Below are 19,990 nucleotides of genomic sequence, written 5' to 3'. Positions count from 1 at the left end.
ATGACAGAAATCGTAAAGGTAAGAGAACAGCTACAAATTTCGCTTTCTGATTTCCAAGAACAAGCTTCATTACAAAGTGGTCAAATTTTTGTAGTGGGGTGTAGTACGAGCGAAGTGCTAGGAGAAAGAATTGGGACATCAGGAACGATGGAAGTAGCAGAGGCGATTTTTTCTGAGTTAAAACAATTTCAAGAACAAACAGGTATTGAGTTGGCGTTTCAATGTTGTGAGCATTTAAACCGTGCTTTAGTAGTTGAGAAAGAGTTGGCGATGAAATATCAATTTGAAATTGTAACAGTTACGCCTGTTAGATCAGCAGGTGGTGCATTAGCAACATATGCTTATCACAATTTGAAAGATCCGGTAGTAATTGAGTTTATTAAAGCAGATGCGGGAATGGATATTGGTGATACATTTATCGGTATGCATTTAAAGCACGTAGCTGTTCCGGTTCGTACTAGTGTGAAGGAAATTGGAAGTGCACATGTAACGATGGCAACAACACGTGGAAAGCTAATTGGTGGAGCACGTGCTGTTTATGCGGCGAAGGAAGAGACTATCACTTGCCGTTAAAGTTATGAATAAGGTATGTTGTCTGACTTTATTATAGAAGAAAGAAAAGACCAATTTTCGGTCTTTTTTTTCTTTTATGATATAGAAAGTCATGTTAGAATGTAGTTGAAAACATGAAGGTTCGAAAGAATTACAACCTGAATTTTCGTTTTTTCTGAATAAATAAGAAAAAACTGTTGGGAATCGATGTAATTCGTTCAGAAAAGGGGGATTTTGGTGGATCATTTAAAACGTCAAGATGAAAAGGTATTTGCTGCAATTGAGGCAGAACTAGGAAGACAGCGTTCGAAGATTGAGTTAATTGCTTCGGAAAACTTCGTAAGTGAAGCAGTAATGGAGGCGCAAGGTTCTGTTTTAACGAATAAGTATGCTGAAGGATATCCTGGGAAACGTTACTATGGTGGTTGTGAACATGTAGACGTAGTAGAAGATATCGCACGTGATCGCGTAAAAGAAATTTTCGGCGCAGAGCACGTAAATGTTCAACCGCATTCTGGTGCACAAGCGAACATGGCAGTATACTTCACGATTTTAGAGCAAGGCGATACAGTACTTGGTATGAATTTATCTCATGGTGGTCACTTAACACACGGAAGCCCTGTTAACTTCAGTGGAGTACAATATAATTTCGTAGAATATGGCGTGGATGCTGAATCTCACCGTATTAATTACGATGATGTATTAGCAAAAGCGAAAGAACATAAACCAAAATTAATCGTTGCAGGTGCAAGTGCATACCCTCGTGTTATCGATTTCAAACGATTCCGTGAGATTGCAGATGAAGTGGGCGCATACTTAATGGTTGATATGGCACATATCGCTGGTTTAGTAGCGGCTGGTTTACATCCAAATCCAGTGCCACATGCACATTTCGTTACAACAACAACACATAAAACATTACGTGGTCCACGTGGTGGTATGATTTTATGTGAAGAGCAATTTGCAAAACAAATTGATAAATCAATCTTCCCTGGTATTCAAGGTGGTCCACTTATGCACGTAATCGCTGCAAAAGCTGTTGCGTTTGGTGAGGCACTTCAAGATGATTTCAAAACATATGCACAAAATATCATTAACAATGCGAACCGCTTAGCTGAAGGTCTTCAAAAAGAAGGACTTACACTTGTTTCTGGTGGAACAGACAATCACTTAATCCTAATTGATGTTCGTAACCTAGAAATCACAGGTAAAGTAGCAGAGCACGTATTAGACGAAGTTGGTATTACAGTGAACAAAAATACAATTCCATTTGAAACAGCAAGCCCATTTGTAACAAGTGGTGTACGTATCGGTACAGCAGCTGTAACATCTCGTGGTTTCGGTTTAGAAGAAATGGATGAAATTGCGTCACTTATTGCTTACACATTAAAAAATCATGACAATGAAGCTGCATTAGAAGAAGCACGTAAGCGTGTAGAAGCGTTAACGAGCAAATTCCCAATGTATCCAAATCTATAATAGATTGAAGAAGACTGCTGAGACATAATTGTTTTGGCAGTTTTTTTTGTGGACATATATTGTTCTTTAAGTATGTATACAAATGATGAATAAATTTTGGCGATATAATGAAGGATACAGCTCCCATAATTGGTAAAGATACTAGATAGATTCATCGGAAATCATGACTTTTCCAAATTTGCCCTTGAATATTAGTAGCGTTTTCTTTACAATCGTAAATAGTGTAAAAAAGCGTGCAAACGCATGAATATCATCTAAAGGAGAGATTCACATGGGAAAACTGTATGTATTTGATCACCCGTTAATTCAACATAAGATTACATATATTCGCGACAAGAATACAGGTACGAAAGATTTTCGTGAATTAGTGGACGAAGTAGCAAGCTTAATGGCTTTTGAAATTACTCGCGACCTTCCACTTAAAGACATTGAAATTGAGACTCCTGTAAGCAAAGCGACAACAAAAGTGATCGCTGGTAAAAAACTTGGTTTAATTCCGATTTTACGTGCAGGTTTAGGAATGGTTGATGGAATTCTGAAATTAATTCCAGCAGCAAAAGTAGGACACGTTGGCTTATACCGCGACCCTAAAACATTGCAACCGGTAGAATACTATGTGAAACTTCCAACGGATGTAGAAGAGCGTGACTTTATCGTACTAGATCCGATGCTAGCAACAGGTGGTTCTGCAGCTGAAGCAATTAACTCTCTGAAAAAGCGCGGCGCAAAACAAATTAAATTAATGTGTATCGTTGCAGCTCCAGAAGGAGTAAAAGTAGTACAAGAAGAACATCCTGATGTTGATATTTATGTAGCAGCATTAGATGAGAAATTAAATGACCACGGATATGTAGTACCAGGTCTTGGTGATGCTGGTGACCGTTTATTCGGAACGAAGTAAGACAACTGACGAGCAGGGGGATTCCTCAGCTCGTCTTTTTTTGATGTAAGCAAGTAGGGGAGGGGAGAGGATAAATATACATAGTATATACAACATAAGTTGCATACACATCACATATAATATAGAAGTCTTACGTCTAAAGAGCACTATATTATGGAAGGAAAGCGTTATATCGTAAAAATATAATAGTGACAAACTTGTGAACATTTCCTTCTATTATAAAGAGAAAACTGTTAGAAATTTCATATCTCTAACCAGTATTTAGAAGGGGAACGTTTTCATTTTTGGGAGGAAATGACTAATACTCAAATTTTTTGATTTTTTACGATTTCTCGTTGACACTGTTAATACCCTATTGTATGCTAACAACGGGGATAGATGGTAGGGCTTTCAGTGACAAAAATACATCTATTCCGTGACGAAAATGTAAACTTTTTATTTTGTATAGGATTTATGCAAAAAAATGAGTTATTATTAACACATCGTGAATGAGGGTTACATATTGGAGGGATGAATCCTTGCAAAAAAACGATCGCAGCCATATAAAAGCTTATGCTTTAATGTCAGGTATTCTTGCTCAGTTAGTCGGTTCTATTCTTGTTGGGATCTTTGGTGGGCAGTGGATTGATAATAAGGTTGGAACGTTTCCATTGTTTCTTATTATAGGGTTATTACTCGGATTAGGAACAGGGGTATACGCAATGATTCGACTCATTCGACATTACTATTCGGGAGAGCAATGATGATAGACGTACATGGACTTGTCCAAAGACAAAAGAAATATATGTACTACTTGCTTGCGCTTCTAGTGCTAGGATGGGGATTCACCTCTTACAAGGATGTATTTCTTGGACTGATTATCGGGACGATTTTCAGTTTTCTTAGTTTGCGCATCATTGCACGTAGGACAGACAAGCTGTTGGATCGCGTGACAAATGGAGAAAACGTGAAGTTTAAAGCGACAGCGGTAAGTACATATTCAAGATTCGCCACGATTGGGTTATTAATTTTATTTGCAGCCAAATATCAAGAGTTAATTGCGATGTGGGGCTTAGGTGTAGGATTGCTGACAGGATACCTTGTCATGATCATAGATTTTCTTTATTTAGAGTATAAGAGCAGGGAAGAGAGGTGAATTACTAGTGGAACACGGTAAATTAGTTAAATTTCTAGGTTTAACGTTCGATTTGTCATCAGTTATGATGGTTACTGTAGCAGCAGTTATTGTTTTCTTAATCGCTGTTATCGGAACTCGCAGCTTAGCTCTTCGCCCAACAGGAATGCAAAACTTCATGGAATGGGTGTTTGACTTCGTGAAAGGGATTATCAATAGTACGATGGACTGGAAAACAGGTGGACGTTTCTTAACGCTTGGCGTTACGCTTATCATGTTTATCATCGTATCGAACTTCCTTGGTTTACCATTCATGTATTCAGCAACTGAAGCTGGCGAACATATTGCATGGTGGAGATCACCAACGTCTGATCCAGCAGTTACATTAACATTAGCCGTGATGGTAGTTACCCTCACCCATTATTATGGAATTAAGATGAAGGGTACGAAAGAATACGTAAAAGGTTATTTCCAACCTATGAAATTCTTATTCCCATTAAAGGTTATTGAGGAGTTTGCTAACACATTAACGTTAGGTCTTCGTTTATTTGGTAACATTTATGCAGGTGAGATCTTATTAGGATTACTTGCTAAGCTGGGCGGAGCATCATTCCTTGGAGCATTAGGTGCACTTGTGCCGATGTTAGCATGGATGGGATTCAGTGTATTCGTTGGATCAATCCAAGCATTTATTTTCGTTATGTTAACGATGGTTTATATGGCTCATAAAGTAAGTCATGACCATTAATATAATTTAAGTAAGAAAAAATTTATTTTTTTATAATACAAAGGAGGACAAATTAAATGAGTTTAGGTGTAATCGCAGCTGCAATTGCAATTGGTTTATCAGCATTAGGTGCAGGTATTGGTAACGGTCTTATCGTATCACGTACAATCGAAGGTGTTGCTCGTCAACCAGAATTAAAAGGCGCACTTCAAACAATTATGTTCATCGGGGTTGCTTTAGTTGAGGCACTTCCAATCATCGGTGTAGTTATTGCATTCATCGTAATGAACAAATAAGGGAGACTCCCCTTACATAGATGGCGAAGAGTGTTTTTCCGAACTTTCTTCGCCATTGCTTTATGAACGAAACGTATGTCTTTTTTTTTCATATGATCAATTTAGATATTTTGAAGGGAGTGAATCCTTGTGCCAACTTTATTATTAGGGGCTGCCATTCCATTTGGAACGATTGCTTATACATTGTTCATTTTCTTACTTCTATTAGTAATGCTACGCAAATTCGCGTGGGGTCCTTTAATGGGGATTATGAAAGAACGTGAAGAGCATGTTACTAATGAAATCGACGCTGCAGAAAGAAGTAACGCTGAAGCGAAGAAGTTAGTAGAAGAACAACGTGAAATGTTAAAACAATCACGTGTTGAAGCACAAGAGTTAATCGAAAGAGCGAAAAAACAAGCTGTAGATCAAAAAGATGCTATTGTTGCTGCTGCGAAAGAAGAAGCAGAATCAATTAAAGCATCTGCTGTACAAGAAATTCAACGCGAAAAAGAGCAAGCGATTGCTGCTTTACAAGAACAAGTTGCTTCTTTATCTGTTCAAATTGCTTCTAAAGTAATTGAAAAAGAATTAAAAGAAGAAGATCAAGTGAAGTTAATTCGCGATTATATTAAAGAAGTAGGAGAAGCGCGATGAGCAATGGGATTGTAGCAAAACGTTATGCTGTCGCTCTTTTTAAAATTGCTAAAGAAAAACACGTATTAGAAATGTTTGAAGAGGAATTACGCCTTGTACAAAACGTTTATGTAAAGAACGGAGAACTACATAGCTTTTTAACGCAACCGAACATTTCAAAGGAACAAAAGAAAACGTTTCTTGCAAACGTATTCGGGTCTGTTTCTGAATCTATTTTAAATACGTTATATATTTTAATTGATAACAAGCGCATTGATATCTTACCTGAAATTGCAGATGAATATGTTGTTCTTGCTAATGAAGAACGTAACGTAGCGGACGCAACTGTATATTCTACTCGTCTTCTATCGGAAGAAGAGAAGCTTAACATTGCAGAAGCATTTGCAAAGAGAACAGGAAAAGATGCAATTCGCGTAAAAAATGTTGTAGATGAAGATTTACTAGGCGGCATTAAAGTACGTATTGGAAATCGCATTTATGATGGAAGTTTACAAGGAAAATTAGCACGTATTCAGCGTGAATTAATGAAGAATAGATAGGGGTGAAGCACATGAGCATCAGAGCTGAAGAAATTAGCGCACTGATAAAGCAACAAATCGAGAACTATCAGTCTGAAATCGAAGTTAGTGATGTTGGTACAGTTATCCAAGTTGGTGACGGTATCGCGCGTGCTCATGGTCTTGATAACGTTATGGCTGGTGAACTTGTAGAGTTCTCTAACGGCGTTATGGGACTAGCACAAAATTTAGAGGAAAACAACGTAGGTATTATCATTTTAGGACCTTACACAGAAATCCGTGAAGGTGACGAAGTTCGTCGTACTGGTCGTATCATGCAAGTACCAGTAGGAAAAGAACTAATTGGTCGTGTTGTAAACCCATTAGGTCAACCAGTTGATGGTTTAGGCCCAATCAATACAACAAACACTCGTCCAATCGAAAGTCCAGCACCAGGTGTAATGGATCGTAAATCTGTTCATGAGCCACTTCAAACAGGTATTAAAGCGATCGACGCTCTTGTACCAATTGGCCGTGGTCAACGTGAGTTAATCATCGGTGACCGTCAAACAGGTAAAACAGCAGTTGCACTAGATACAATCATTAACCAAAAAGATGAAGATATGATTTGTATCTACGTAGCAATTGGACAAAAAGAATCAACTGTACGTAACGTAGTAGAAACACTACGTAAGCATGGTGCATTAGAGTACACAATCGTTGTAACTGCATCTGCTTCTCAACCAGCTCCATTATTATACCTAGCTCCTTACGCTGGTGTAACAATGGGTGAAGAGTTCATGTACAATGGTAAACACGTATTAGTAGTATATGATGACTTATCAAAACAAGCAGCAGCTTACCGTGAGCTGTCATTACTATTACGTCGTCCTCCAGGTCGTGAAGCTTACCCAGGGGATGTATTCTACTTACATTCTCGCTTATTAGAGCGTGCAGCAAAATTAAGTGATGCAAAAGGCGGCGGTTCTTTAACTGCACTACCTTTCATCGAAACACAAGCAGGGGACGTATCAGCTTACATCCCAACAAACGTAATCTCAATTACGGATGGACAAATCTTCTTACAATCTGACCTATTCTTCTCTGGCGTACGTCCAGCAATCGATGCGGGTACTTCTGTATCTCGTGTAGGTGGATCTGCTCAGATTAAAGCAATGAGTAAAGTATCAGGTACACTTCGTCTTGACCTTGCATCTTACCGTGAGTTAGAAGCGTTCGCTCAGTTCGGTTCTGACCTAGATAAAGCAACTCAAGCGAAACTAAACCGTGGTGCTCGTACTGTTGAGGTATTAAAACAAGGATTACACAAACCGTTACGTGTAGAGAAACAAGTTATCATTCTTTACGCTTTAACACGTGGATTCCTAGATGATATCCCAGTAGTAGATATCACTCGTTTCGAAGAAGAATTCCATGCTTGGTTAGATTCTAATGCGACTGACTTATTAGAAGAAATCCGCACAACTAAGAAACTTGCGGATGACGACAAATTTGCAGCAGCAATTAACGGATTTAAAAAAGTATTCGTAGCTTCTGAATAATAAAAAGTGAAGCCGACTGTTTAGCCCCATCGGCTAAGAGGCGGAACTAGATTAATAAAAGCGGAAGCCGCTGGAGCTAGATAATATATAAAGGCATCTCAATTTCTGAGATTGCTGACGGTTATGTAAAGGAAAAGAGTAGGTGCACCTATTCTTTTCCTTCAATCATGAGCAAGAATATCTTGCAACGTAGATTAGGAAGAGGATTCTTACTAATCGTGCCAACTTCCGGAAAAAAGGTGGTGAAAACCTGTGGCATCTTTACGCGATATAAAAGCGAAGATTAACTCGACAAAGAAAACGAGTCAAATTACGAAAGCGATGGAGATGGTATCTGCATCTAAGTTAAACCGTGCAGAGCAAAATGCTAAATCTTTCGTTCCGTATATGGAAAAGATTCAAGAAGTAGTAGCGAGCATTGCGCAAGGAAGTAAAGGAATTAATCATCCAATGCTAAATGCGCGTCCTGTAAAGCGTACAGGATACATCGTTATTACATCTGATCGCGGACTAGCAGGTGGTTATAACAGTAACGTATTACGTACAGTAAGTAACGTAATTCGTGAACGTCATAATATGGATTCAAACCAATATTCAATTATTGTGCTTGGACGACTAGGACGTGATTATTTAAAACGTCGCGGCTTTAACATCATTGATGAAGTAGTTGGATTATCTGACCACCCATCATTTACTGATATTAAAGACCTTGCTTCTCGAGCAATTGCGATGTTCGCAGATGGTGCTTATGATGAGCTGTATATTTACTACAACCATTACGTAAGTAAAATTTCACAAGAAGTAACGGAAAATAAAATTTTACCGCTTACTGATGTGGCGTCTGATAAACCGACGACAGCTTATGAATTCGAACCTTCTGAAGAAGAAATTTTAAAAGTACTATTGCCACAATACGCAGAAAGCTTAGTGTACGGTGCATTACTAGACGGTAAAGCAAGTGAGCACGCAGCGCGTATGACAGCAATGAAGAGTGCTACAGACAACGCAATGGAAGTTATCGATTCACTTACACTTTCATTCAACCGTGCGCGTCAGGCAGCGATTACGCAAGAAATTACGGAAATCGTTGGTGGAGCAGCAGCGTTAGAATAGTAATAAAAAGCGTAGGCGGTTCGTTCAGAATGAGAGGGGGATGGAGCTTTTGACGTAGAGGCGATTTGTGCCTCGCAGGAAAAAGCGAAGCCACCGAACATTCTAACCGCTGGAGCTAGATTCAATAAAAAGCGTAGGCGGCTCTGTCAAAAGAGTCGCGTAAGCTATAAACTAATAAAAAATGAAAAGCTAGCTGCTCGTAGAAAGTTAGCTAATTAAAAGAAAGCTAGGAGGGAACCCGATGAATAAAGGGCGCGTTACGCAAATCATGGGTCCGGTTGTAGACGTTAAGTTTGATGGCGGAAAGCTACCAGAAATCTACAACGCCCTTACGGTAAAACAGAGCAACGAAAACGGTGAACTTAACTTAACATTTGAAGTTGCACTTCATTTAGGTGATGATACAGTTCGTACAGTTGCGATGTCTTCCACAGATGGACTTGTTCGTGGCACAGAAGTAGAAGATACTGGTAAAGCAATCTCTGTACCAGTTGGTGATGCAACACTTGGTCGCGTATTTAACGTATTAGGTGATGCTATTGACTTAGATGGTGAGGTTCCTTCGGATGTACGCCGTGATCCAATTCACCGTCAAGCACCTGCATTCGAAGAATTATCTACTAAAGTAGAAATTCTTGAAACTGGTATTAAAGTAGTAGACTTACTTGCTCCTTACATTAAGGGTGGTAAGATCGGTCTATTCGGTGGTGCCGGTGTAGGTAAAACAGTATTAATTCAGGAGTTAATCAACAACATCGCACAAGAGCACGGTGGTATCTCTGTATTCGCTGGTGTAGGTGAGCGTACTCGTGAGGGTAATGACTTATACCACGAAATGAGCGATTCTGGCGTAATTAAGAAAACTGCGATGGTATTCGGACAAATGAACGAGCCACCTGGAGCACGTCAACGTGTTGCATTAACAGGCTTAACAATGGCTGAATATTTCCGTGATGAGCAAGGACAAGACGTACTTCTGTTCATCGATAATATCTTCCGTTTCACGCAAGCAGGTTCTGAAGTATCTGCCCTTCTTGGCCGTATGCCATCTGCGGTAGGTTACCAACCAACACTTGCAACAGAAATGGGTCAATTACAAGAGCGTATTACATCTACAAATAAAGGGTCTATCACGTCTATCCAAGCGGTATATGTACCAGCCGATGACTATACTGACCCAGCACCAGCTACAACGTTCGCTCACTTAGATGCAACAACAAACTTAGAGCGTCGTTTAACACAAATGGGTATTTACCCAGCCGTAGATCCATTAGCATCTACATCTCGTGCACTTTCTCCAGAAATCGTAGGAGAAGAGCATTATGAAGTGGCTCGTCAAGTACAGCAAACTTTACAACGTTACAAAGAGCTTCAAGATATCATTGCTATCTTAGGTATGGATGAGTTATCTGAAGAAGATAAGTTAGTTGTACATCGTGCTCGTCGTATTCAATTCTTCTTATCTCAAAACTTCCACGTAGCGGAGCAGTTTACAGGTCAAAAAGGTTCTTACGTACCTGTAAAAGACACAGTTCGTGGTTTCAAAGAAATTCTAGAAGGAAAATATGATGACCTTCCAGAAGATGCATTCCGCTTAGTTGGTGGCATTGAAGAAGTTATTGAAAACGCGAAGAAAATGATGGCGTAAGGCCTTAGGAGGGACGAAGTATGAAGACATTTCCAGTCAGTATTGTAACTCCTGATGGACCGGTTTACGAAAAAGAAGTAGAAATGGTAAGTGTAAAAGCAGAGAGTGGGGAAATGGGGATTTTACCAGGTCACATTCCAACTGTTGCACCATTAAAAATTAGTGCAGTTCGTCTGAAAAATGGTGGACACACTGATTATGTAGCGGTAAGTGGTGGCTTTATCGAAGTTCGTCCAGATAAAGTAACTGTATTATCATCATCTGCTGAAGAAGCAAACCATATCGATATCCATCGTGCAAATGAAGCGAAGCGTCGTGCTGAGCAACGTCTGCAAGATAAACAAGCACATGTTGACTTTAAACGTGCAGAAATGGCATTACAACGCGCTGTGAACCGTTTAAACGTTTCCGATATGAAATAAAAAAATCCGTAAAGGCAAAGCCTTTACGGATTTTTTTTATGTAGTTAATGGATAATTTTACAAAAATGGTATAATTATATTGGTGCTCGTATAAGTAGAGAATGTACAACAATTTATAAAGGGGATGAATAAATGATCGGTGAAATGAAGCGAGAAGCATTGCACTCTTTAAAAGGAAAATGGGGACTAGGTGTTGGATCAACGATTTTATATCATATTGTAAGTTACGTCGTTTCAATGGCTGTAATGCTTATAGTATTAATTCCAGGAGTTATAATATTTATTTTAGCATCTATTTTAACTGGTTCAATTGAAGAAGAAACAATGGCAATTGGAGCTGCTATTACGTTTGGGGTTTTTTACTGCCTTATGATAATTTTAAGTTATGCGGCTTATGGCATTACCACATATGGTCATACGAATTTGTTTCTACAAATAAGCAAACGAGAAGATGCTAGAGTGGATTATTTATTTGAAGGATTTCGTGGCTTTAAAAGAATGATGAAAACAATGTGGGCTATGCTTGCAATTTTGTTATATACAGGTACATGGGTTCCGATGTTAGGAACGATTGTATTTGGGCTATTAGGTTTTCTTGATGAGAATGCAAATCCATCATTTATAATTGTTTTCTTTATTTTATTAGCTATTTCGTTTATTGTAATGGCTATTTTGTATTTTTCATATTCGATGACATATTATGTGATGGTTGAAAAACCGGAATACAGTGTTTCGCAAGCAATGAAAGAAAGTAAGAATCTGATGAAGGGGCATAAATTAGATCTATTTCTTTTATGGCTAAGCTTTATAGGGTGGGCTATTTTAGCGATTTTTACACTTGGGATAGGTTTTCTATGGCTTAGTCCGTACGTGAGTACAACAACAGCGCATTTTTACCGCTATATTTCAAAAGATGAATTGTAGTAGGAACATGCTATACTAATAGAGTTATTGTGTATAGGAGGTTACGTATGATTGGTGATTTAAAAGGAGAAGCATTAGATTCATTAGAAGGGAAATGGGGATTAGCTGTCGGGGCGACATTACTTATTTCAATTCTAATCATGATTTTTAGTTTTAGTATTGAGTGGGGATTTTCTTCAATTTTTGATTGGAAAGAAACGAAAAATTCAATTTCAATAAATATCCTTACATTTTTTGTTACTGGGCCTTTAACTTTAGGTGGATATTATCTTGCTTTAAATATCCTTCGTGAAAAGCAAGCTAGTATCGGTAATGTGTTCATTTGGTTTTCAGAGGGAAAGAGATTTTTAAAGTCATTTTTATTATATTTATTAGTAAATTTTTATCTTTTCTTATGGACGTTACTGTTCATTATCCCAGGCATTATTAAATCATTTTCTTATGCGATGACGTACTTTATTATAAATGATCACCCGGAGTATTCTATAAATCAAGCGATTACAGAAAGCCGTCGTATGATGGATGGACATAAGATGGAGTATTTCATTTTATGTTTGAGTTTTATTGGTTGGTTTATATTAAGTTGTATTACACTCGGGATTGGATTCTTATGGCTAATTCCATATTTTTATACGACGTCAGCAGCTTTTTATGAAGAGATTGCAGAGGAATATTACGAGAAAAACATTCCGACATTATAAAGTGAGTCGGACACTCTGCGTCGATGAATAGCTTTGTAGTCCGCAAATGGCATGATAAAAACACCTAGTATGAGTTATTGGTTCATACTAGGTGTTTTTTGTAGAAATTTTATAAATTGATGACTAGTAAGTGGTTTACTGAAATAGTAACCTTGCATATATTTACAGTTGTTCTTTTGTAGAAACTTAAGTTGTTTTTCTGTTTCAATTCCTTCAGCAACGACAGATAGGTTTAACGTATTTGCAAGGGAAAGGATAGTGGACACGATGGCTCTCTCTTCAGGTCGATGATCAGCTAGTTGTGTAAATTCTCTCGGTACTTTTAATGTATCGATAGGGAAAATAGATAAATAAGCGAGAGAAGAATAGCCGGTGCCGAAGTCATCAATGGACGTTTGAATACCATATTCCTTTAATTGTTTTAGCTTGGATAACGTTTCCTTTTCATCGATCATTGCAATTCGTTCTGTTAATTCAAGTGTTACATCTTTTGGATCGACTTTAACGTCTGTTATTATTTGTAAAATGTTCTCGATTAAATTATTTTGCTGGAACTCTTTAGCTGATAAGTTAACACTTATTTTTAAATCTTTGTAGCCAAAAGTATGCCATATTTTTAGCTGACGACAAGATTCATTTAATACCCAATGACCAAGTGGAATGACTTGAGGAGTCTCCTCTACAATTGGAATGAACTCACATGGCGGAATGTCACCAAGGAGTGGGTGTTTCCAGCGTAGTAATGCTTCAGCACCAATAATCTTTTTCGTCGTAATATCAATTTGTGGTTGATAGACGAGATAAAATTCTTCGTTTACTAAAGCGAGTGGTAAATCTTTTTCAATTCGGGCTTTTCGTTCCGTTTTTTTATACAATTCTTTCGTGTACAGAGAGCTACCATTTTTTCCTTTATTTTTTGCTTCGTACATGGCCATATCAGCATGTTGTAAAATGGATAACGGATCTTCACCTGCTTCAGGATATATTGCAATCCCGATGCTCGGTGAGATTTGTAAATGTTGATTTTCAATTTCGAATGGTTCGTTCATGGCTGCTACAATTGTATCAGCTATTTTTTTTACGTCTGGCCTCTTTTTATAATTTTCGATAAGGATTGTGAACTCATCTCCAGCTAATCGGGCAAGCTTCATATTTGGTGTCGCTATACTTTCGAGTCTTTTTGCTACTGCAATTAATAGAAGGTCTCCTACCCTATGACCGAGGGTATCGTTAATAACTTTAAAGCGATCTAGGTCAAGAAACATAACAGCAAAAGGCATTTTTGATATTTTGGATCGCGCAATTGCTTGTTCTACATATTGATGAAATGCACGTCGATTTGCAAGCTCTGTTAGTGTATCATGATATGCTAGAAAATTAATTTGTTCTTGTTGTTGTTTGCTTTCCGTAATATCTTTAATCATTAAATAAACTCCGGAAATATGATCCTTTAAAAAGATAGGAACAGCTGTCACATGCAAGTAGTAAATATCTCTATTTTTATGATATGCCCGTATTTCTAAAGAAATAGATTTCCCCTTTTTTACGCGATGAAAGGCATTAATGATTTCTTCCAAATCTTCTTCATACGTAAGTGAATAGTAAGGCTGATTTAATAATTCATTCGTTTGATAACCGAGTAAAGTCGTACCAGCGTTATTCACGTTAAGAAAATTACCGTATAAATCTAATGTGAAGATTGGATCTGGATGATGCTCGTATAAAGATTTAAACATTTGTTGGTTATGATACAGTTCATTTTTTTGTTCTACTAAATCTTCTGTACGCAGTTCAATTTGTTTTTCGAGTTCTGAGTTGAATTGCATTTGGGCTAATAATAATATTTTATTTTGTTTTCGAACTAAACTATGGCGTATGAGAACGAAGGAGAAAGTTATCATAAGCCCAATTACTACAATAGGCGCGAAAACATATTCGACTAATATGAAAACAATAAGCATTACGACAGAAATATAAGGTAATGATAATCTGATCGCTTCCCCAAATTTAGGTGTTAATAGCACTTGTTCTTGTTTTTCAGGTTCTTTTGTATGGATAATACATGCGATTGCTACTAGTACTAAAGTTACTTGATAAAGAGGAGTAACTGTAAACATAGAATACTCGGGTATGAAGTATTTGATATAAGCATAAATCGCATCTGTAGTAGCATATAAAAGTAAAGCACTGCCAAGAAGTGCGCCAACCTTTTTGGATAATAAAGATAAAGGCTTGAATAACAGATTAATTCCTATGAGGAAAAAGAGTAAATCGGTCATTGGATAAGTAAGTTGAACAAATATGTCGATATAGGATGTTGAAGAAATGTGAATGGTTCTTTCAATAAGTAAGTAGTAACTTAAAGTGAATTGTGCTGTAACAATAATACAAATATCACATATCATAAAAAGCTTTTCTAATAAATCTCGGTTATAAATGATTTCATATAGAAAGGCGAATGCAAAGCTAATTAAAAAAAGTAAATAAAAAAAGTCGGACGGATCAACGAATGTATAGTAGTCCTTTAAAATTAAACGTTGATAGGCAACGACGATATCCCCGATGAAATAAGAGAGAGTTCCAACGCATAATATCGTCCAAAATAAACGAGGTAACCCTTCTTTCATATTTGAAAAATAAAGTATATAACTACAAGCGATAATATCAATGAATAAAGTACTCATTCCAATTAATATTTGAAAGGGAAATGAGTATTCATATAGAAAAGGCATTGCCACGTAATGAATTACTATAGATAGCAATGTAATGCTTATAAGAATACTTACATGTGTTTGTTTTTTCATCTATCTCACCCACGGTATATACATATAAATTCCTCTTTTGTATTTTTTATAGTTTCTTAAAAAACATATATAACCTATATACTTATTTTGCGCAAGTATAGCAAGTTATAAAAACAGATTTTAATAATTCTCGTTTCTGTCCCCAACATATCGACATAGGAATTTGAAGTTTGCTATAATGATTAAAATAGTTGCATTATTTAGAAAAATTTAAAAATAATAATTACTGCAACTAGGACATATTGTTTACTAAGTGAACTTGTTCTTAATTTAGGGGGGAGGGTTTCACAATGGCAAGTGTATATGAAAATAGTTATATGATCGTTTTGATTTTCTTGCTATTAGGTATATTGCTGCCGGTAGTGGCTCTTACATTAGGAAGGATGCTGCGCCCAAATAAACCAAGTGCAGCGAAAGCGACGACGTATGAGAGCGGGATTGAGCCTTTTCATGATGCGAATATTCGGTTTCATGCTCGTTATTATATTTTTGCTTTATTGTTTGTCATCTTTGATGTAGAAACTTTATTTTTATATCCATGGGCTGTTGCATATGACAACCTCGGTTTATTTGCACTGATTGAAATGCTCATCTTTGTTGTAATGTTGCTAGTTGGATTAGCGTATGCTTGGAAAAAGAAGGTGTTACAATGGTTATAAATTTTGAGGAATTACATCCAAATGAGCGAGCGGAATTAGAACGAAATATCTTTTTTTCTACATTGGAACAGTTGAAAGGATGGGCGAGAAGTAATTCTTTATGGCCGATGACATTCGGACTGGCATGCTGTGCAATTGAAATGATGGGAGTAGGTTCATCACATTATGATTTAGATCGATTTGGGTCATTTTTTCGGACTTCACCAAGGCAATCGGACGTTATGATTGTGTCGGGAACGGTAACGAAGAAGATGGCTCCTATTGTTCGGCGCTTATATGACCAAATGCCTGAACCGAAATGGGTTATTGCAATGGGATCTTGTGCGACAGCAGGTGGTCCATATGTAAATTCGTACGCTGTTGTGAAAGGTGTAGATCAAATTGTTCCAGTTGACGTGTATATCCCTGGTTGCCCACCAAATCCTGCAGCTTTAATTTATGGAATTAATAAATTAAAAGAAAAAATTCGTTACGAAGCAAAGACTGGAAAGCAGGTGACGAATAAATGAGTGATCCTAACAAAGACTTAGAGGATTTAAAAAGAGAAGCGGCTAGGCGTGCGAAAGAAGAGGCGAGAAAGCGTCTCGTTGCGAAACATGGTGGGGAAATAAGTAAACTTGAGGAAGAAAATCGCGAAAAAGAGAAAGCGCTACCAAAAAATGACGATATGACTATAGAAGAAGCAAAACGACGTGCAGCAGCGGCGGCAAAAGCAAAAGCGGCGGCGTTAGCGAAACAGAAAAGAGAAGGGACAGAAGAGGTAACGGAAGAAGAAAAGGCAAAAGCAAAGGCGAAGGCAGCAGCAGCCGCAAAAGCGAAAGCAGCGGCGTTAGCGAAACAAAAAAGAGAAGGAACAGAAGAAGTGACGGAAGAAGAAAAGGCAAAAGCAAAGGCGAAGGCAGCAGCGGCTGCAAAAGCGAAAGCGGCGGCGTTAGCGAAACAGAAAAGAGAAGGAATAGAAGAAGTAACGGAAGAGGAAAAGGCCAAAGCGAAGACGAAGGCAGCAGCGGCTGCAAAAGCGAAAGCGGCGGCGTTAGCGAAACAAAAAAGAGAAGGAACAGAAGAAGAAAAGGCAAAAGCAAAGGCGAAGGCAGCAGCAGCCGCAAAAGCGAAAGCAGCGGCGTTAGCGAAGCAAAAAAGAGAAGGAACAGAAGAAGTGACGGAAGAAGAAAAGGCCAAGGCGAAAGCGAAGGCAGTCGCCGCCGCGAAAGCAAAAGCAGCGGCGTTAGCGAAGCAGAAAGCATCGCAAGGTGATGGGGATTCGGGGGATGAAAAGGCGAAGGCAAAAGCGGCAGCGGCTGCAAGGGCGAAGATGAAGGGTGCTGAAGGTAAGAAGGAAGAAGAGACGAAGCAGGAAGAGCCATCTGTGAATCAACCGTATTTAAATCAGTATGTTGAAGTTATTAAGGGAAAAGTAGGAGAGGATGCTTTAGTAGATTGCTACATTAATAAACTTTCCAAAGATGTACCAACTCTTGTAGTAGAGCCCTCAAAATATTATGAAGTAATGGAGTTACTGCGATTCCATGAGGGACTTGCATTTGATTATATGTCAGAGCTACATGCGACGGATTTTATGACACATATGGAAGTGTATGTTCATTTATTTTCATATGGAAAGAAACAGTCAGTAGCGGTGAAGGTGAAGTTGGATAGGGAAGCACCGCAAGTGGAATCGGTGACAGCGCTTTGGAAAGGGGCAGATTGGCCAGAGCGGGAAGCGTATGATTTGCTTGGTATCGTATTTAAGGGGCATCCGAATTTATCACGTATTTTAATGCCTGATGATTGGGTAGGGCACCCGCTTAGGAAAGATTATGAACCGTATGATGTGGAGGTGTAGCTAAATGATCCGTACGGAAGAAATGCTTTTGAATGTAGGTCCTCAGCATCCGAGTACGCACGGTGTGTTCAGGCTCGTTATTAAAATTGACGGGGAAATTATTAAAGAAGCTACACCGGTTATTGGATATTTGCATCGCGGGACCGAAAAGATTGCAGAGAGCTTACAGTATACGCAAATTATCCCTTATACAGATCGGATGGATTATTTATCGGCTATGACGAATAATTACGTCATTTGCCATGCTGTAGAGACGATGATGGGGCTTGAAATCCCGGAGCGTGCCGAATACTTGCGAGTACTTGCAATGGAGCTTGGAAGGATTGCGAGCCACCTCGTTTGGTGGGGGACAAATCTTCTTGATATAGGAGCGGTTAGCCCGTTTTTGTACGCGTTTCGTGAACGAGAGATGATTATAAATTTATTAAACGAATTATGCGGTGCCCGGCTTACTTTTAACTATATGAGAGTCGGCGGTGTAAAGTGGGATGCACCGGATGGTTGGATTGAAAAAGTGGAAGAATTTGTTCCGTATATGAGAGAACAATTGGCAGGGTATCATGATCTTGTTAGCGGCAATGAGATTTTCTTAAATCGTGTAAAAGGCGTTGGTATATATAGCGCGGAGGAAGCGATTTCGTATTCTTTAAGCGGAGCGAATTTGCGGTGCACCGGAGTAAACTGGGATCTTCGCAAGGATGAACCATACTCCATTTACGACCGTTTTGATTTCGATATTCCTGTTGGGAGCGTGGGGGATGCTTGGGATCGCTACGTTTGCCGAATGCAAGAAATCGAGGAGTCTTTAAAGATTGTTGAGCAAGCGGTTCAACAGTTCCCGAAAGAAGGAGCAGTACTTGCGAAAGTATCGAAAATTATTAAGGCTCCTAAAGGGGAAGCATTCGTCCGTATAGAGTCGCCGCGAGGAGAGATTGGTTGCTATATTGCTAGTGACGGAAAGAAAGAGCCGTACCGCTTGAAGTTTCGCAGGCCGTCTTTTTACAATTTGCAAATTTTACCGAAGTTATTGAAAGGCGAAAACATCGCCAATTTAATTACGATTTTAGGTGGAGTGGATATTGTACTTGGGGAGGTTGATGGCTAATGATTGAAACGCTCTTACAATCACCTTCTAGCTGGACGAATTTCTTCATTTTTTTCGGATTAGCGGTGCTCCTATTATTTGCGGTCCTTGGCTTCGTTACATATGGTATTTTGGCAGAACGGAAAGTGATGGGTTTTATGCAAGGGCGGATTGGGCCAAACCAAGTCGGGGGCCGGTTTGGTCTGTTGCAAACGGTAGCCGATGTTTTAAAACTATTATTGAAAGAAGATAGTATTCCGAAGGCGGCAGATAAACCGTTGTTTATATTAGCACCTGTCATTGCGTTCGCACCAGCATTTATGGTGCTTGCAGTCATCCCATTTACTGATAAATTTCAGTTCGCGGATATTGGCGTAGGCTTACTGTATTACATTGCTGTTTCTGGCATTACGACGATTGGCGTCGTAACCGGAGGATGGGCATCGAATAATAAATATTCCCTTTTAGGAGGGATGCGTGCAGCGGCGCAAATGATTTCTTATGAAATTCCGCTCGTAATGAGTGTAATTGGGATCGTTTTGTTAGCTGGTAGCTTAAATTTAAATGAAATCGTAGCAACGCAGGAAAATGTTTGGTACATTTTCGTGCAACCAATCGGTTTCATCGTATTTTTAATCGCAGCAGTAGCAGAGTTAAATAGGACGCCGTTTGATTTACCAGAAGCTGAGTCGGAGCTTGTTTCTGGATATCATACGGAATACTCAGGGTTTCGCTGGGCGTTCTTTATGCTTTCAGAGTACGTATATTTCTTCGGGATGGCATCTTTAATTACAGTGCTCTTTTTAGGCGGATGGAATCCAGTTATGTTCCTTGGATTTATCCCAGGTGCCGTATGGTTTGCTTTAAAGTTTAGCAGTGTAGTTTTTCTATTAATTTGGTTCCGCGTTACGTTTCCGCGTATAAGAGGTGATCAGTTAATGGAGTTTGGCTGGAAAGTATTATTGCCAATTGCACTTGCAAATATTTTCTTAACGGCATTGATTAAGGAGTTATTCTTCTAATCTATG

22 protein-coding genes are annotated in these 19,990 nt (G+C 38.6%); 21 read left to right on the top strand and 1 reads right to left on the bottom strand.

Features of this window, described 5'->3' with window-relative positions:
- The 16 genes from ACTFR9_RS17850 to ACTFR9_RS17775 all read left to right on the top strand — a co-directional run bounded on the left by ACTFR9_RS17850 (position 1) and on the right by ACTFR9_RS17775 (position 12,572).
- Positions 1-573 carry a TIGR01440 family protein gene (locus ACTFR9_RS17850; RefSeq protein ID WP_000136362.1) on the top strand — a complete coding sequence of 191 codons (573 nt, stop codon included), beginning with the start codon at positions 1-3 and terminating at the stop codon, positions 571-573.
- Positions 574-789: 216 nt separating this feature from the next.
- Positions 790-2,031 carry a serine hydroxymethyltransferase gene (glyA, locus tag ACTFR9_RS17845; RefSeq protein ID WP_048557345.1) on the top strand — a complete coding sequence of 414 codons (1,242 nt, stop codon included), beginning with the start codon at positions 790-792 and terminating at the stop codon, positions 2,029-2,031.
- A 271-nt stretch (positions 2,032-2,302) separates the two neighbouring features.
- A complete protein-coding gene (gene upp / locus ACTFR9_RS17840; protein ID WP_000517539.1) occupies positions 2,303-2,932 on the top strand; it encodes a uracil phosphoribosyltransferase in 630 nt (209 codons plus the stop codon).
- 378 nt (positions 2,933-3,310) lie between these two features.
- Positions 3,311-3,424, top strand: coding sequence for a DUF4024 domain-containing protein (locus ACTFR9_RS17835; protein ID WP_000232961.1), 114 nt, complete (start codon positions 3,311-3,313; stop codon positions 3,422-3,424).
- Positions 3,425-3,450: 26 nt separating this feature from the next.
- Entirely contained in the window at positions 3,451-3,675 is a 225-nt protein-coding gene (locus tag ACTFR9_RS17830; RefSeq protein ID WP_001171223.1) for an AtpZ/AtpI family protein, read from the top strand.
- Positions 3,675-4,067, top strand: coding sequence for an ATP synthase subunit I (locus ACTFR9_RS17825; RefSeq protein ID WP_000567600.1), 393 nt, complete (start codon positions 3,675-3,677; stop codon positions 4,065-4,067). The genes ACTFR9_RS17830 and ACTFR9_RS17825 overlap by 1 nt, the downstream gene beginning before the upstream one ends.
- Before the next feature lie 7 nt (positions 4,068-4,074).
- Positions 4,075-4,794 (top strand): F0F1 ATP synthase subunit A, encoded by a 720-nt coding sequence (gene atpB / locus ACTFR9_RS17820; RefSeq protein WP_000399879.1) that lies wholly within the window; start codon positions 4,075-4,077, stop codon positions 4,792-4,794.
- 56 nt (positions 4,795-4,850) lie between these two features.
- On the top strand, positions 4,851-5,069 hold the full coding sequence (atpE, locus tag ACTFR9_RS17815) for a F0F1 ATP synthase subunit C (RefSeq protein ID WP_000052064.1): 219 nt from the start codon (positions 4,851-4,853) through the stop codon (positions 5,067-5,069).
- Between the two features lie 129 nt (positions 5,070-5,198).
- Entirely contained in the window at positions 5,199-5,705 is a 507-nt protein-coding gene (gene atpF / locus ACTFR9_RS17810; RefSeq protein ID WP_001142617.1) for a F0F1 ATP synthase subunit B, read from the top strand.
- The gene (atpH, locus tag ACTFR9_RS17805) at positions 5,702-6,244 is read left to right on the top strand and encodes a F0F1 ATP synthase subunit delta (protein ID WP_000064683.1); all 543 of its coding nucleotides are present in this window, start codon (positions 5,702-5,704) and stop codon (positions 6,242-6,244) included. The genes atpF and atpH overlap by 4 nt, the downstream gene beginning before the upstream one ends.
- A gap of 11 nt (positions 6,245-6,255) precedes the next feature.
- A complete protein-coding gene (gene atpA, locus ACTFR9_RS17800; RefSeq protein ID WP_000027518.1) occupies positions 6,256-7,764 on the top strand; it encodes a F0F1 ATP synthase subunit alpha in 1,509 nt (502 codons plus the stop codon).
- A gap of 252 nt (positions 7,765-8,016) precedes the next feature.
- Positions 8,017-8,877, top strand: coding sequence for a F0F1 ATP synthase subunit gamma (gene atpG, locus ACTFR9_RS17795; protein WP_000157696.1), 861 nt, complete (start codon positions 8,017-8,019; stop codon positions 8,875-8,877).
- 241 nt (positions 8,878-9,118) lie between these two features.
- Positions 9,119-10,525, top strand: a complete 1,407-nt coding sequence (gene atpD / locus ACTFR9_RS17790) for a F0F1 ATP synthase subunit beta (RefSeq protein ID WP_001032592.1) — start codon at positions 9,119-9,121, stop codon at positions 10,523-10,525.
- 20 nt (positions 10,526-10,545) lie between these two features.
- Entirely contained in the window at positions 10,546-10,947 is a 402-nt protein-coding gene (gene atpC, locus ACTFR9_RS17785) for a F0F1 ATP synthase subunit epsilon (protein ID WP_000847211.1), read from the top strand.
- Between the two features lie 132 nt (positions 10,948-11,079).
- Complete coding sequence (locus ACTFR9_RS17780) at positions 11,080-11,871, top strand: DUF975 family protein (protein WP_000578799.1); 792 nt, start codon at positions 11,080-11,082, stop codon at positions 11,869-11,871.
- A 47-nt stretch (positions 11,872-11,918) separates the two neighbouring features.
- Positions 11,919-12,572, top strand: a complete 654-nt coding sequence (locus ACTFR9_RS17775; protein WP_076868024.1) for a DUF975 family protein — start codon at positions 11,919-11,921, stop codon at positions 12,570-12,572.
- Between the two features lie 74 nt (positions 12,573-12,646).
- On the opposite strand, the gene ACTFR9_RS17770 is transcribed toward ACTFR9_RS17775, so the two are convergent.
- On the bottom strand, positions 12,647-15,376 hold the full coding sequence (locus tag ACTFR9_RS17770; protein ID WP_000744988.1) for a putative bifunctional diguanylate cyclase/phosphodiesterase: 2,730 nt from the start codon (positions 15,374-15,376) through the stop codon (positions 12,647-12,649).
- A gap of 290 nt (positions 15,377-15,666) precedes the next feature.
- On the opposite strand from ACTFR9_RS17770, the gene nuoA reads away from it, so the two are divergent.
- From nuoA to nuoH, 5 genes are read left to right on the top strand one after another with little or no spacing between them, the layout of a single operon-like run.
- Positions 15,667-16,035 (top strand): NADH-quinone oxidoreductase subunit NuoA, encoded by a 369-nt coding sequence (gene nuoA / locus ACTFR9_RS17765; RefSeq protein WP_000179275.1) that lies wholly within the window; start codon positions 15,667-15,669, stop codon positions 16,033-16,035.
- Positions 16,026-16,544, top strand: a complete 519-nt coding sequence (nuoB, locus tag ACTFR9_RS17760; protein WP_000236331.1) for an NADH-quinone oxidoreductase subunit NuoB — start codon at positions 16,026-16,028, stop codon at positions 16,542-16,544. The genes nuoA and nuoB overlap by 10 nt, the downstream gene beginning before the upstream one ends.
- Entirely contained in the window at positions 16,541-17,878 is a 1,338-nt protein-coding gene (locus ACTFR9_RS17755) for an NADH-quinone oxidoreductase subunit C (RefSeq protein WP_324255183.1), read from the top strand. Before nuoB ends, ACTFR9_RS17755 begins: the two co-directional genes overlap by 4 nt.
- Positions 17,879-17,882: 4 nt before the next feature.
- Positions 17,883-18,983 (top strand): NADH-quinone oxidoreductase subunit NuoD, encoded by a 1,101-nt coding sequence (nuoD, locus tag ACTFR9_RS17750; protein ID WP_229136600.1) that lies wholly within the window; start codon positions 17,883-17,885, stop codon positions 18,981-18,983.
- Positions 18,983-19,984 (top strand): NADH-quinone oxidoreductase subunit NuoH, encoded by a 1,002-nt coding sequence (gene nuoH / locus ACTFR9_RS17745; protein WP_440049005.1) that lies wholly within the window; start codon positions 18,983-18,985, stop codon positions 19,982-19,984. The genes nuoD and nuoH overlap by 1 nt, the downstream gene beginning before the upstream one ends.
- The last annotated feature ends 6 nt before the right edge of the window (positions 19,985-19,990 follow it).

Source organism: Bacillus cereus group sp. MYBK222-1 (assembly GCF_051916425.1).
GTDB classification, from domain to species: domain Bacteria; phylum Bacillota; class Bacilli; order Bacillales; family Bacillaceae_G; genus Bacillus_A; species Bacillus_A paranthracis.
Note: the sequence above shows the minus strand (reverse complement) of the source record. Positions and strands in the feature narration are given on the sequence as shown.

What these genes read in the sequence shown, in the direction of transcription:
- upp (WP_000517539.1), top strand. Translation starts at nt 2,303, where the DNA reads ATGGGAAAACTGTATGTATTTGATCACCCGTTAATTCAACATAAGATT.
- nuoA (WP_000179275.1), top strand. Translation starts at nt 15,667, where the DNA reads ATGGCAAGTGTATATGAAAATAGTTATATGATCGTTTTGATTTTCTTG.
- atpD (WP_001032592.1), top strand. Translation starts at nt 9,119, where the DNA reads ATGAATAAAGGGCGCGTTACGCAAATCATGGGTCCGGTTGTAGACGTT.
- ACTFR9_RS17770 (WP_000744988.1), bottom strand. Translation starts at nt 15,376, where the DNA reads ATGAAAAAACAAACACATGTAAGTATTCTTATAAGCATTACATTGCTA.
- ACTFR9_RS17755 (WP_324255183.1), top strand. Translation starts at nt 16,541, where the DNA reads ATGAGTGATCCTAACAAAGACTTAGAGGATTTAAAAAGAGAAGCGGCT.
- ACTFR9_RS17850 (WP_000136362.1), top strand. Translation starts at nt 1, where the DNA reads ATGACAGAAATCGTAAAGGTAAGAGAACAGCTACAAATTTCGCTTTCT.
- ACTFR9_RS17775 (WP_076868024.1), top strand. Translation starts at nt 11,919, where the DNA reads ATGATTGGTGATTTAAAAGGAGAAGCATTAGATTCATTAGAAGGGAAA.
- atpE (WP_000052064.1), top strand. Translation starts at nt 4,851, where the DNA reads ATGAGTTTAGGTGTAATCGCAGCTGCAATTGCAATTGGTTTATCAGCA.
- atpH (WP_000064683.1), top strand. Translation starts at nt 5,702, where the DNA reads ATGAGCAATGGGATTGTAGCAAAACGTTATGCTGTCGCTCTTTTTAAA.
- ACTFR9_RS17780 (WP_000578799.1), top strand. Translation starts at nt 11,080, where the DNA reads ATGATCGGTGAAATGAAGCGAGAAGCATTGCACTCTTTAAAAGGAAAA.
- nuoH (WP_440049005.1), top strand. Translation starts at nt 18,983, where the DNA reads ATGATTGAAACGCTCTTACAATCACCTTCTAGCTGGACGAATTTCTTC.
- atpC (WP_000847211.1), top strand. Translation starts at nt 10,546, where the DNA reads ATGAAGACATTTCCAGTCAGTATTGTAACTCCTGATGGACCGGTTTAC.
- nuoB (WP_000236331.1), top strand. Translation starts at nt 16,026, where the DNA reads ATGGTTATAAATTTTGAGGAATTACATCCAAATGAGCGAGCGGAATTA.
- ACTFR9_RS17835 (WP_000232961.1), top strand. Translation starts at nt 3,311, where the DNA reads ATGGTAGGGCTTTCAGTGACAAAAATACATCTATTCCGTGACGAAAAT.
- ACTFR9_RS17825 (WP_000567600.1), top strand. Translation starts at nt 3,675, where the DNA reads ATGATAGACGTACATGGACTTGTCCAAAGACAAAAGAAATATATGTAC.
- nuoD (WP_229136600.1), top strand. Translation starts at nt 17,883, where the DNA reads ATGATCCGTACGGAAGAAATGCTTTTGAATGTAGGTCCTCAGCATCCG.
- atpA (WP_000027518.1), top strand. Translation starts at nt 6,256, where the DNA reads ATGAGCATCAGAGCTGAAGAAATTAGCGCACTGATAAAGCAACAAATC.